This window comes from Falsibacillus albus (genome assembly GCF_003668575.1).
GTDB classification, from domain to species: Bacteria; Bacillota; Bacilli; order Bacillales; family DSM-25281; genus Falsibacillus; species Falsibacillus albus.
This window is the reverse complement of record NZ_RCVZ01000001.1, coordinates 75011-87862: the sequence shown is the minus strand read 5'-3', so window position 1 is coordinate 87862 and position 12852 is coordinate 75011. Positions and strand designations below refer to the sequence as shown.

Below are 12852 nucleotides of genomic sequence, written 5' to 3'. Positions count from 1 at the left end.
GTCCTTCAATTGCTAAAAATGTAATTCATGCGCCTTTTACATGATCTCTCTTCAATTCTTCGTAGGCAGCTTGGAACTTTTGGATGTCTCCGGCACCCATAAAGATGATGACACTGTTGTCATATGCGAGCAATGGGGATGTATCATTTTCATTGATCAGATGGGCACCTTCCACTTTTTCCCTCAAGTCCTGTATAGAGAGCTTTCCATGGTTTTCACGGGCAGAACCAAAAATATCGCACAAAAATACATGATCCGCTTCACATAAACTTTTGGCAAAGTCCGTCAAGAAGGTTTGAGTCCTTGTAAAGGTATGCGGCTGGAATACGGCAACCAAATCTTTGTCAGGATATTTCTGCCTTGCCGAATCGATGGTTGCTTTAATTTCCGTTGGATGATGTGCATAATCGTCGATGATCACTTGATCGCCGATGAACTTTTCTGTAAATCTTCTCTTTACACCCGAAAAAGTACTGAGCTGTTCTTGAACAGCTTCTGCATCAATTTCTTCATAATGGCAGACGGCAATGACGGATAATGCATTCAATACATTGTGGTCTCCATAAGTAGGGATGCTGAAGCTTGCATAGAATGTATTTCGCACAAACACATCGAATGATGTTCCTTTTTCACTTTTGTTTACATTCCTTGCCTGAAAATCATTTTCTTCACCGAACCCATAAAAAAGGACAGGTACTTTCGCCTGGATTTTCTGTAGCTGTTCATCATCTCCGCAGGCAAATATTCCTTTCTTCACCTGAAGCGCCATTTCCTGAAAAGCAGAGAATACATCATCCACGTTTGCAAAATAGTCAGGATGATCAAAATCAATATTCGTCATGATCGCATAGTCAGGAAAATAAGAAAGGAAATGCCTTCTATATTCACATGCTTCAAAAACAAAATATTCCGCGTCCTGCTGGCCTTTGCCGGTCCCATCCCCGATGAGGAATGAAGTTGGCTTAGCGCCTTTGATTACATGGGCCAGCAACCCTGTAGTCGATGTTTTGCCATGTGCACCTGTTACCGCGATACTTGTGAACTTTTGCATAAAGTCGCCTAAAAATTTATGGTAGCGCACGACTGGTAAACCAAGCTTCATAGCTTCTTGGATTTCTTCATGAGTGTCAGGGAATGCATTACCGGCAATAACCGTCATTCCCGGTTGAATATTTTCACGCTGAAAAGGCAGGATCTCGATACCCGAATCCTCCAAAGCCTGCTGCGTAAAAAAATATTTCTCTACATCAGATCCTTGAACACGGTAGTTCATATCGTGAAGAACCTGGGCTAATGCGCTCATTCCAGAACCCTTAATGCCTACGAAATGGTATAAAGTCATAATAGAACCTCCAACATTCGTCTATCTGTAAGCAGTATATGAAATCAATCTTTTGTTTGCCATGGTCCATATCAATTTCAAATTCCAGATTGTAGTTAGTCAATCTGAATTCAGCTTAAATAATTTGTTTTAGTAAATGAAAACTCATAATTTTTATGGATTACTACTGGACATTGCTCCAGCAGAAATTCATATTGAACAATTATAACACTTTTTAATCACCATGACTATTTTACAAAGAGCTCTCCGGACAAAATGCATATTTCATACTATTTTCCTTCAGGAAAGCACGCCAGGTCATTTTTTTGCCCCGTTTTTCTGCATCTTTATAATCAGCAAGGAGCTTTTCGATAACCCTCCACTCCTTTACCACAAAAACACTTCCGATTAACATATCTGTCGTAATTAATGGAATTTTCCTTAGGAATGCATATCCCACGCAAATATCCAATGGTTCTTTTGAAATGACCAGTGATGAACTGCCCTTGCCGAGCACCGGCATCACCTCAAATTGATTAGGAGAAAGGACATCGGTAATTTCAACCGGCTCCAATGCAGCAGTTAAAAAGAGAGCCCCTTGAATCCGTTCGGGCTCTGTCCATTCTTGATGCGTATGATTCATAAATGTATGAAAGATCGTTTTTCCGCTGATTGTTTTATAATCGAATAAGAACCATTCGAAGAAAGCCTCTTCAAGTCCACCGATAATTTCATCCGCGCCCTTATCCACTAATTGGCTGAAGATATGCTTGCCTCGCACCTTCTCCCGTATGTTGACCTTCCTCTCAGCATATTGAATCGCGTTCAAATAAATACTCCAGGTTTTATCTTCTGCAATATTCTGTTTCTTTTCTCTGAACCGGCTAAAATCTAGCGGTGCGCCTTCCTCATAATTCATAGGAATCCCAATCCAATTTTTCCAACCGAGGATTTGGCCTTAACTTTCTTCCAGCCTTTGCTTGGGGCTTTCCATCAAGCATGACATTATCTCCGGTGAATCCGATATTTATTTTCAACAGGCTGCTCCCTACTCCATACATATCCACCGGGACGCCATTCCTTTCGAATTCTTCGATCCTCTCTTCGTTAAAACCGCCTGAAACTACTATTTTCACATGATTATAGCCTTCATCATCCAAGGCCTTGCGCAGGGCGAAGATCAACTCGGAATTGACTCCACGGGGATCGAATGTCCCGAGCAGATGTTGATTGCGCAGAAAATATTTATCAATCATCGTTCGTGACGTATCCACACGGACACCTTTGAGTTCATCTCCGAACTCGCGAGCCACCTTTAAGGAGTCAGAAATGGCATCATTATTGTAATCGACCAATGCAATCAATTCATCTTCAGGAAATGTTTCCTTATAAGCTTTCGTCGCTTCTACGATATCGCCATTGAACAACTGGATAAGCGCATGAGGCATAGTCCCCATGCCTTTTTTTCCCCACCATTCATTCATGGCATGGGTAGCTTGGGCTGTAGCCCCGCCGATGTAGGCAGCATACCCATCCCCAGCCTGCTGGGTAAAATGGTCATCACGGTCGCCCATGAAAATAACAGGTTTTTGAGTACCGGAAATGCCAGCGGCCTTTACGACATTGTACACGTTTGTCGATACGGATGTTCTTCTCGCCAATACTCCATCAATGATGCCTTCTAGATAGCCGAAATCCTGATACCTTCCGGAAATGGTCAACACCGTTTCAAATGGGCTCACTTTATCCCCATCCTTCAATGAATGAATTTCCAAGTCTTCAGGATTGTCCGCAAAGGTTTTTAATAGCGCAATGACTTCATCTGTACCGCACAGAACCGCATGCTGTTTCTGAAAGAATTGCAATGTAACGTGGCATTCCGGTTTAAATTTCCGGGTGATTTCCCGCGTTTTTAAAAAATATACGGCGGAAAACCAGCCTTCTTTCACTCTTTCGTCAAACTTGAATGTTTGATTTGTCAATCGATTTATTTTACCTTGAAGTTTTAATTCAATTTCTTTCATCTCAAAGCTCCTTAAAAAGTCACTTAGTCCTTTTCGATAGGCCGAAAAGAACCTATTTACGATTAGTATGTTTAGACATAAATAAAGAATACCATGTTCTAAACGTTAGGACTAGTATCCTGTATGGATTCCAACTCCCCTTCTGAAATCAGGACATCACGCGGGCGTGAACCTCTAGATTCAGAAACGATGCCTTGCCTTTCCATCATTTCAATCAGTCTGGCTGCACGATTGTATCCGATATGGAATCTTCTTTGTAAAGCTGAAGTGGATGCTCCTCCTTGATCGACGACAAATTCACACGCCTCAAAGAATAATTCATCTTCTTCTTCCTGAACTTGAGCTTTCTTAAGTAATTCCTCTTGTTCAAACAAATAATTCGGCTCTCGTTCATTCCTGACATGTTCGACGATTTTATCGATCTCATCATCGGATACAAACGTCCCTTGCAGCCTGACAGGCTTGGATGAGCCATTTTCAAGAAACAGCATATCCCCTTTTCCAAGAAGCCTTTCTGCTCCGCTGATATCAATAATGGTTCTTGAATCGACCTGGGAGGAAACAGAAAAGGCGACGCGTGTCGGTACGTTTGCCTTTATCAATCCTGTTATGACATCAACTGAAGGACGCTGGGTTGCAATGATCAAATGGATTCCGCAAGCGCGGGCTTTTTGGGCGATGCGGCAAATCGCTTCTTCTACATCTGCAGGCGACATCATCATTAAATCCGCCAGCTCGTCTATGACGATTACCATATATGGAAGCTTATCACTGAGCCTGCCGCTTTTCTGTGCAAGTTCGTTGAATCGATTAATGTCCCTTACACCTGTATGGGCGAATAGCTGATATCTCCGTTCCATCTCCTCAACTGCCCATTTCAAGGCGGCTGTTGCTGCCTTCACATCTGTGATGACAGGGCTGACGAGGTGCGGGATATGGTTATAAGGCGCCAGCTCCACCATTTTAGGATCGATTAACAACAGCTTTAATTCATCAGGAGTTGCCTTATACAGTAAGCTTACTAAAATTGAATTGATACAAACACTTTTTCCAGATCCGGTTGCTCCAGCTATCAATCCATGAGGCATCTTTTTCAAATCGGTTACGATAGGGTTGCCGGATATATCCAGGCCAAGGGCAGCTGTAAGAGTGGATTCACTCTCCCTGAATGCACTGCTTGATATTATTTCACTGATAAATACCGGTCTGCTTGTATGGTTTGGGACCTCTATTCCGATCGCATGCTTTCCAGGAATCGGGGCCTCCATCCGAATATCCTTGGCTGCCAAGCTAAGCTTGATATCATCTGTAAGATTCGTGATTTTGTTCACTTTCACACCTGGTGCCGGCTGGACTTCAAACCTTGTGACAGCGGGCCCTTGTGTGACATTCACCACCTGTGCCTGCACATTGAAATTTGCCAGCGTTTGATTCAACAATTCACTTTGTTCATAAAGCCAAGTTTGATTTTTTTCTTCCTTGACAGGCGGTGTTAAATATTGAAGTGCCGGTTTTTGATATCCAAATTCTCGATCCACATTATCATCCAGGCCGGCGGCATTCATTTCTGGTTCGACGTTTTTGGGATCAGGTTCATTGGCTGTCTTTTTTACCGTTTCTTGCCGTACCCTGTTTCGGTCTTGTTTTAGCATGATGACGTTAAAAGGAATATGAGAGCGGCTTTTCTTCGGCTCTGGTGATTCTGCCGCTTCACCTTCTTCCTCTTGAAGATGGCCAGGTTCTGGATTTTCCTCAAGAAGTTCTCCAGAATATTCAGGAGCGGTTCTCTCGACAGGTTCACTCTGATTTTCCTGCTCGCCTGAAATTTTACTTTCTTCACTTGCAACTTCTTCTGTAACTTGTCCGATATTATCTTCTTTTCTTGAAGGGACATTCTCCATCTTTTCGTCTTGAAGAATGGGAAAGTCATTGAATTCTGCAGGATTTTGGACTTTTGGTTCTTCTTCAGGCTCTTGCGCTGCAATTTCCTCATCTCGGTTTTTTTCAACGACGATATCATCGTGATTTTGTCCTGCTTCAAATTCTTGCTCTCTCATCGGATCCATGTATTCATCATTGAAGTCGTCGATGGCTGTCTTCTCATCAACAGGGCCAGTTTGCTCAGATATTTCCATTTTCTTTTCTTCCAATGCTTCTTTGGCCGCTGAAATTTCTTCATTCATCCGTCTTGAAACGGTTTTAATGCCTCTTAATTCAATTTCTACCTTTTCAGTGCTCTTCGGCCTATTAAATCCATATATCGGGGATGGAATTTCTGTCGGCCTGAAAGGTCTATTTATTTTTGGTTCGACCGTTTTTGGTTTTTTTTGATGATGGACTGTGCTGTTCTTTGGCGGTTTTTTCTCCAAAGATGGTTCTACTTCTTGTTTTATCACTTTTTTTTCTTTTTTTACCGGTTTTACGGATTCCTCTTGATGTGTTTGCTTCCTTTCCGGACGCGGCCTTCGATTTCCTTGATCCGGAATCAGCGGAAACCTGAACTCACCCTTTGGATACTGGTATGTCATCCTTGCTTCAATTTCTTTCCCCTTTGATTTCGGGCGGTTATTTCGGTCTGGCAGCTGGTTCGCTTCCTGTTCTAGTTCTTCGGTGAATTCTACTTGTTCTTCTATATCATCTTCTGATTTAAGCAGACGAGAAATTTTTTTAAACCAACTCATATGTATCACTCTTTCTGATAGAATCAACTCTTATTGTAACAGTTTCCGCTAAAATATCGAGTGATTAAATAATGTATGGGAAGAAAATCATTTTTACCAGCCTCCATTATGAAGGAAAAGTATAAATCGTTTTACATGCCCAACAGACATTTTTGGCCACTATGCGAATACAATTGCCCAACTGGCAAACATGCTTTTTTCCTAACTTTTTAGTAAATTATAGTTTCTATTTTTCTTACTTTTGGAAGGGGACGGTAAGCATCCAGAGTCTTGAAAACAAATAAAAAAGCCGACTCAGAGAGTCGGCTTTGAAAGATCAGGAAAAAAATGGTTCACCTGCATCATATTTATCGGCATCAAGCACTAAGATCCCTTTTTCCTGTGGTGCATCCGGAAGATCCAATTCTTTTGCGGAGCAAATCATCCCACTGGATGGAACCCCTCTCAGCTCTGCATCTTTGATGATCATTCCGCTCGGCATAACCGCTCCAACCTTTGCGACCACCACTTTTTGGCCCGCCTCTATATTGGGTGCACCACACACGATCTGCAGTTCATCTTCGCCTACATCCACCTTACAAATGCTTAATTTATCCGCATTCGGATGCTTCTCTTTTTCTTTTACATAGCCAACGACGAATTTCGCCGAAAAATCAGCTTCCAATTTCTCTTCAAATCCATTCTTAGCGATGGCTGCATTGATAGAATTCAGAATACCTTCATTCAGATCCAATGAACCGCTTGTTTCAATGTTCATATAAGTGGAAGCATTGAATAGGTTATATCCAATGGTTTCGTTTGTATCGCCATTGAATATCCTGGCAGCATCCCCTTTTCTTTCAAATCTGTGCTGATCTTTGTCGGCATCACACAATGCCACGATTAATGTATCGCCAATTCCCTCTTTATTATAAAAAACATTCATTATTATAAACTCCTCACTTTTTACGATTTTTCCCAAGAATAAAAATAGGCTCAAGTTCGCCTTTTTCATACAAGAATGACAAAGCTGTGATCGGCACATGTCCGTTGCTGAAAAAGCTCATGGCCATTTGCGCGAGCACATCATAGCCTGTCTCATTACGGATATCGCCAATAATCAAGACATCTTGATGTGGGACGGCCAAAGTCATTTCACCTTGTATTTTTTCGGCCATATCCTCCAAAAAGGAATCATTTAGAATACGGCTGGCATCATAGCCGTCATTTGTATTCAGAAAATAAAACACGTTCCCCGCAACCGTATCTTTCTTCATCTTGGAAGATAATGATCGGACGTTGAAAAGGGCTGTTTCCCGTATTTGTTCCTTCGTCCATCCCTCGCTGCTAAGCAAAGCTTCATCTATCAGACGATATGTGGTGCCTAAATCCAATGCATAATAAATTCTTGTTTCTGCAGTATGTTCATCTGTCACAAAAGGCGTTCCTTCTGATGATTCCTGCGGGAAAGAAGTCGATCGGATCACAGGGTAAATATGCTTTTCCTTTCCATCCATGCTCGTTTCGCTTCCCATTACCCCAAGAGCCTCATTTACGTAGTATACAACTTCTTCGATCGCCTTACCTTGCTGCTCATTATATTTTGAAACGATTCCCGGGATTGAAATCGTAACCCCTTTACCCGTTTCTGTTTGTTCGACCCTTAATGAGTCCTTATCCCGGTCATATGTAAATGATCGATGTGGCCCATCCAGGCGTTTTTGCAATTCCTGCTTCATTTTTTTACTATCCATTTTCATCGTTACCCCTCCTTCAAGAGTAGGAGACATTTGTTTTTGCCATTTCCCATTCTACAACAAAATCCCTCCATCTCAAAGACGAAGGGATCGATTTTTTATGATTGGCTTATAGTTTCTTTATAAATTGTTGAATCTCTTCCATTGTTTTACGATCTTTGCTGACAAACCTGCCAAGCTCTGCACCATCCTTTGTGGCAACAAAACTTGGAATCCCAAAAATGGACAGCTCTGCGCACAAATCAATGAATTGGTCGCGATCAACATATACAAACGTATAGTCATTAAATTCCGACTCAAGCTCCGGCATGAACGGATCGACAAATCGACAGTCCGGACACCAGTCTGCTGAAAACATAAAGATATGTTTTCCGTTGTTCTTCATTTCATTGAATTGATCGATGCTATTTAAAGATTCCATTTATTTACCTCCAGTTTCTATCTTCATCTGGCCAGCTTTGATCCAGCCCTTCTTCCTCATATATTCAGATAGTATCAGGCTGATTGCTGCAGGTCCAACAATATGCAATAAAAGAACTTTCACAGCAATATCGGCGGAGAACCCCATCGTTGTAAAGGTCATGATCTGACCGACAAAGCCGCTTGTTCCCATCCCGGCACCTGCAGGATTATTTTCCATCGGAAACAAAGTCGTTCCAAAAGGAGCCAACAGCACTCCAGCAACGGTGGGGGGAATAAGGATCAGAGGATTCCTTACAATATTGGGAACCTGGAGCATGGATGTCCCCAGCCCCTGTGCCAGCAACCCCCCCATTTTATTTTCTCTATAGCTGATCACAGCAAAACCTACCATTTGTGCACTGCATCCGATTGTTGCCGCCCCGGCAGCGATCCCGCTCAAGCCCAGCATAAATGCAATGGCAGCACTCGATATCGGAGCAGTCAATGCGAGTCCCATCAATAGGGCAACAAGCATCCCCATGATGATCGGCCTCTGCATCGTTGCCCATTCAATCCAGCCTCCGAACATCGTCATGAAATCGGCAATGAACGGACCTATGAAATAAGCAGTCGTATACCCAGCAAAAATGGTGACCAGTGGTGTCACAATAATATCTATTTTCGTCTCCTTGCTGATTAGTTTACCAATTTCCGTCGAGATTAATGCAGCGACATAGCTCCCTGCTGGACCTCCCAATGTCGCTCCAGCAGCCCCGGTAACGGCTGCTGCAAAGATGACAAGCGGCGGCGCACCTAAACCATACGCTATCGCAACGCCAATTGCAGGTCCCATCAACCCCATTGCCAATTTTCCCATGTCCACAAAGAATGGCCAATCGAATTGCTCCCCCATTGTTTTTATGATCAGGCCGATGATCAGTGAACTGAACAATCCTAATGCCATGTAGCTCAATGCATCTATCAAATAAGCTTTTGCCGTTATATTTACTCCTTTTCGCGTCAAAAAGGCTCTCATAAAATTCCTCCATTAATGCTGATTTCTACTTTCATTTTACTAGTGTAAAGACACATGTACTATTTGTCTACTAAAATCTTATATTATTCCAGCATTTATTTACATTTATAATTAAATGAAGAAAAATTTGTATTTTATCAAAATAAAAAGGGGAGAAATGGGGAGGAAATGAAAACGATCGAAGGAAGGCTTCGGTTTTTGCTGATCTTGGCTATGGCAGGACGGACCTTTCAGCAAGCTTGCGCACTTCAGATGCGACGACAGCGAATCCTTTCCCTGCCTCTCCAGCCCTCGCTGCTTCGATCGCTGCATTAAGTGAAAGTAAATTAGTATTTTCCGATATTTCCTGTATCGTTTGAACGATATTTGATGAAATTCAAACATCGATTATAAAAGTGGAAAATGTCAGCAGTCAATTGAATGAAAAAATGGATGTCATCTATTCCATTTCGGAGCAGTCATCGAGTGTAGCAGAGGAGGTCAGTGCTTCCAGTCAGGACCAGCTTGAAGGGATATCGCAAGTAAATGAAGCAGCAGTCCAATTAAGTGATATTGCCGGAGAGCTTCAATCGCAAGTCGGACAATATCGTTTTGAAGACTCATACTAAGAAGATAATAAAGCTGTGTACCCACCCCTTTCGAAAGCGGGCACCTTTCCGATGAATAGCAACAAACGTTACGAATATAGACATAAATAAAAGCCTGGAAAAGGATTCATCAAATGGATCCCTCCAGGCTTTTTTATTCAAAGGCCATTATTTCTTATAAGTGGCGGAAGAAACGATATCCATCATCATTTCTGCTTCTGATGCAACATGGCTCGTCTTGGTTTCGGTCGTCAATTTAATGCCGCCGATGCCGACGCTCACTTCATAATAGTCCTTCTTTATTTTATTGATGATCAAATATCCAAAGCGTTTCTTGTCTTTAAATGTAAATTCTTTATAGATACTTTTGCTTTGTTTTTTTGTCATTTGGTAAACTAGTTCGCTTTTTGCAGATTCTTTTGGATTGTAAAATAAAATATACGTATTCGAACCTTTTTTCAGAATCACATTATTTTCCGCTTCTTTTTTGACGGACATTCCGAAAGGAAGGTGGATTTTTAACTTTTTCAGGGTTTCGCCAGCTTTTTTGGGCTCAGCCTTGAATGACTTTTGAACACGAGTTTGTGCATCCTTTGCTTGTACTTTTATTGATGAAGAATTGCATCCCGTTAAGGCAAACAGAGCTGAGATGGCAACGATGAAGATGATCAATGATTTTTTCATAAGGAATTCCTCCTGCTATACTTGAAGCTATACCCATATCATACCCTTATTTCGAAATATTTTACAGAAGCATTTCGCAAGGATAGGCCATTGGTTAGTACATCCCAATCTCTCATGGTAAAATTAATGAAAATGAATGATAGGGAGGAAATGGAATGATTGAATTAGTTGCGTATCTTGCAGGCGAGATCCATAGTGATTGGCGTAAAGAATTAAAGCAAATGGCAGGCTCGGCAGGCTTGCCGGTTCACTTTGTAGGTCCGATGGAAAATCATGATCGCTCTGATCTCATTGGAGAAGAAATATTGGGGGAACAGCCCAGCCCCATTTTTCGAGATGAGGCTGCTTCTAAAATCAACAACCTGCGGACACAGGTGTTAATGGATAAAGCGGATATCGTCATTGCCCTATTCGGTGAAAAATACAAACAGTGGAATACCGCCATGGATGCATCAGCCGCAATCCAGCTTGGAAAGCCGTTGATCCTCATCCGGCCAGAAAAACTTCACCATCCCCTTAAAGAGCTTTCGCAAAAGGCGAATGTAACAGTGGAATCATTAGATCAGGCTGTTAACGTGTTGGGTTATATTTTCGCTGAAGAATGATGATTAAGAAAGGCTATCCATTCATGAATGCTCATGATTAGGATAGCCTTTTTCATTCAAGATTTTTGCTTATATAAATATTGGCCGATCAACAACTTCATAATATGATGGAACATTGCATCTCTTGTAACTAGGCCATCCGAAAAGATTCCAACTGCACCTTGGCTTTTGCGGATATCCTTCGCTTGGCAGAAATCATCCATGACATGCCCTAATTCCTCTCCATCCAATACCCTTTTGCCGACTTCATCAGGAAGGAGAATCCTTGCACCGCCAGCAATGATCGGAGCGGCTGTACCATCGGATAAGGCTCCCCAATTGCATAGAAAAAGCCCGAGATCTGATTTTACCACACCGCCCTCCAATCCGATGCCGATGTCTGCTTTCCCTCTTTCTTTTGCCCATTCAGCACGATTGACAGCGCCTTTGATTGTCTCTTCATCAGAAAATGGCTGCTCGCTTACACCTGATGGCACATCAAAAGAAAGAAATGTTTTGTTTTTCAGCACTTCCATGAATGCATGCTCGACAGCCTTGATTTTTGCAGGATTCTTTGTCCCGATTGAAACGATCATGAATCGACCTCCGCCTAACCATTTTGAATGATTGTATCAATGGTAGTTTGATCACATGATTTCACTAATTTCACAAGCAGTTCTTTCGCTGCAGCATAATCATCGATATGGATCATGGAAGCATGGGTATGAATATATCGTGAACAGATGCCAACTACGGCGCTTGGTACACCATTATTGGAAAGATGGACGCTTCCTGCATCTGTCCCGCCTTGGGACACGAAATATTGATATGGTATATCATTGGATTCCGCAGTGTCCAAAATGTAATCACGCAGCCCCTTGTGGGTTACCATCGAACGGTCAAGGATCCGAAGCAATGTCCCTTTGCCCAATTGCCCAAATTCATTTTTATCCCCGGACATATCATTCGCGGGACTTGCATCCAACGCAAAAAAGATGTCTGGGTCAATTAAATTGGCAGCAACCTTCGCTCCTCTTAAGCCAACCTCCTCTTGGACTGTCGCTCCGGAATAGACAATATTCGGCAGCTTTTCATCTTTGATTTCCTTCAGCAATTCGACTGCGAGCCCGCATCCATAACGATTATCCCATGCTTTGGCAAGGATTTTCTTTTCATTTGCCATCGGTGTAAATGGACAGATTGGAACAATCTGCTGTCCCGGCTTGATTCCGATCCGTTCTGCATCCTCTTTATCATCGGCCCCAATATCAATGAGCATGTTCTTCATATCCATCGGTTTATTGCGCTGCTCCTCGCCTAACAAATGCGGCGGGATGGATCCGATGACGCCGATGACCGGTCCTTGATCAGTGATGATTTGAACACGTTGAGCCAATAGGACTTGACTCCACCATCCACCTAAAGTTTGAAATCGGAGCATTCCGTTTGAAGTAATGGAAGTGACCATGAAGCCCACTTCATCCATATGGCCGGCAACCATCACCTTAGGCCCGTTTTCTTTCCCTTTTTTTATGCCAAATATGCCGCCCAACCGGTCTTGAATGATGTCATCAGAATATTTTTCCAGCTCGGTCCTCATAAAGGATCGGACTTGATGTTCATTGCCTGGTGCTCCAGGCAATTCTGTCAATGTTTTAAAGAGATTCAATGTTTCCTGGTTCATTTTCAGTCTCCTTTTCATCAGTTATGTACAGTTTTTATTTTACAGAAGTTTCTTACAGCTTACCACTCTCTCAGGCTCTTAACAGGAAATTCTGAAATTGCCCGGCAATTATT

At 42.3% G+C, this 12852-nt stretch carries 13 protein-coding genes and 1 pseudogene; 2 read left to right on the top strand and 12 right to left on the bottom strand.

The features are described from left to right. Nucleotides 1-25 precede the first annotated feature (25 nt). The 9 genes and pseudogenes from murC to D9X91_RS00445 form a co-directional block, all read right to left on the bottom strand. Nucleotides 26-1342, bottom strand: coding sequence for a UDP-N-acetylmuramate--L-alanine ligase (gene murC, locus D9X91_RS00485; RefSeq protein ID WP_121678596.1), 1317 nt, complete (start codon nucleotides 1340-1342; stop codon nucleotides 26-28). A 232-nt stretch (nucleotides 1343-1574) separates the two neighbouring features. Continuing rightward, nucleotides 1575-2240 carry a hypothetical protein gene (locus D9X91_RS00480; protein ID WP_121678595.1) on the bottom strand — a complete coding sequence of 222 codons (666 nt, stop codon included), beginning with the start codon at nucleotides 2238-2240 and terminating at the stop codon, nucleotides 1575-1577. After that, nucleotides 2230-3345 (bottom strand): nicotinate phosphoribosyltransferase, encoded by a 1116-nt coding sequence (locus D9X91_RS00475; protein WP_121678594.1) that lies wholly within the window; start codon nucleotides 3343-3345, stop codon nucleotides 2230-2232. The genes D9X91_RS00480 and D9X91_RS00475 overlap by 11 nt, the downstream gene beginning before the upstream one ends. A gap of 98 nt (nucleotides 3346-3443) precedes the next feature. Next, a complete protein-coding gene (locus tag D9X91_RS00470) occupies nucleotides 3444-6026 on the bottom strand; it encodes a DNA translocase FtsK (RefSeq protein ID WP_121678593.1) in 2583 nt (860 codons plus the stop codon). Nucleotides 6027-6342: 316 nt separating this feature from the next. Next, entirely contained in the window at nucleotides 6343-6951 is a 609-nt protein-coding gene (gene ytpR / locus D9X91_RS00465) for a YtpR family tRNA-binding protein (protein ID WP_121678592.1), read from the bottom strand. Between the two features lie 13 nt (nucleotides 6952-6964). After that, complete coding sequence (locus tag D9X91_RS00460; RefSeq protein WP_121678994.1) at nucleotides 6965-7759, bottom strand: DUF1444 domain-containing protein; 795 nt, start codon at nucleotides 7757-7759, stop codon at nucleotides 6965-6967. A 112-nt stretch (nucleotides 7760-7871) separates the two neighbouring features. Further along, a complete protein-coding gene (locus tag D9X91_RS00455) occupies nucleotides 7872-8183 on the bottom strand; it encodes a thioredoxin family protein (RefSeq protein ID WP_121678591.1) in 312 nt (103 codons plus the stop codon). Then, nucleotides 8184-9200, bottom strand: coding sequence for a PTS transporter subunit IIC (locus D9X91_RS00450; protein WP_121678590.1), 1017 nt, complete (start codon nucleotides 9198-9200; stop codon nucleotides 8184-8186). It lies immediately after the preceding gene. Between the two features lie 223 nt (nucleotides 9201-9423). Continuing rightward, a pseudogene (locus tag D9X91_RS00445) lies at nucleotides 9424-9561 on the bottom strand (methyl-accepting chemotaxis protein); the annotation flags it as partial. A 55-nt stretch (nucleotides 9562-9616) separates the two neighbouring features. Between D9X91_RS00445 and D9X91_RS00440 the strand changes: the two are divergent. Beyond that, nucleotides 9617-9808, top strand: coding sequence for a hypothetical protein (locus D9X91_RS00440; RefSeq protein ID WP_148709032.1), 192 nt, complete (start codon nucleotides 9617-9619; stop codon nucleotides 9806-9808). 147 nt (nucleotides 9809-9955) lie between these two features. Here D9X91_RS00440 and D9X91_RS00435 read toward each other — a convergent pair whose 3' ends face one another. Further along, complete coding sequence (locus tag D9X91_RS00435) at nucleotides 9956-10471, bottom strand: hypothetical protein (protein ID WP_121678588.1); 516 nt, start codon at nucleotides 10469-10471, stop codon at nucleotides 9956-9958. A gap of 158 nt (nucleotides 10472-10629) precedes the next feature. Here D9X91_RS00435 and D9X91_RS00430 point away from each other — a divergent pair, with 158 nt between their 5' ends. Further along, nucleotides 10630-11076 (top strand): YtoQ family protein, encoded by a 447-nt coding sequence (locus D9X91_RS00430; protein ID WP_121678993.1) that lies wholly within the window; start codon nucleotides 10630-10632, stop codon nucleotides 11074-11076. A 56-nt stretch (nucleotides 11077-11132) separates the two neighbouring features. On the opposite strand, the gene D9X91_RS00425 is transcribed toward D9X91_RS00430, so the two are convergent. Further along, nucleotides 11133-11651 (bottom strand): DUF84 family protein, encoded by a 519-nt coding sequence (locus tag D9X91_RS00425; RefSeq protein WP_121678587.1) that lies wholly within the window; start codon nucleotides 11649-11651, stop codon nucleotides 11133-11135. 14 nt (nucleotides 11652-11665) lie between these two features. Next, nucleotides 11666-12739, bottom strand: coding sequence for a M42 family metallopeptidase (locus D9X91_RS00420; RefSeq protein ID WP_121678586.1), 1074 nt, complete (start codon nucleotides 12737-12739; stop codon nucleotides 11666-11668). Nucleotides 12740-12852 lie beyond the last annotated feature (113 nt).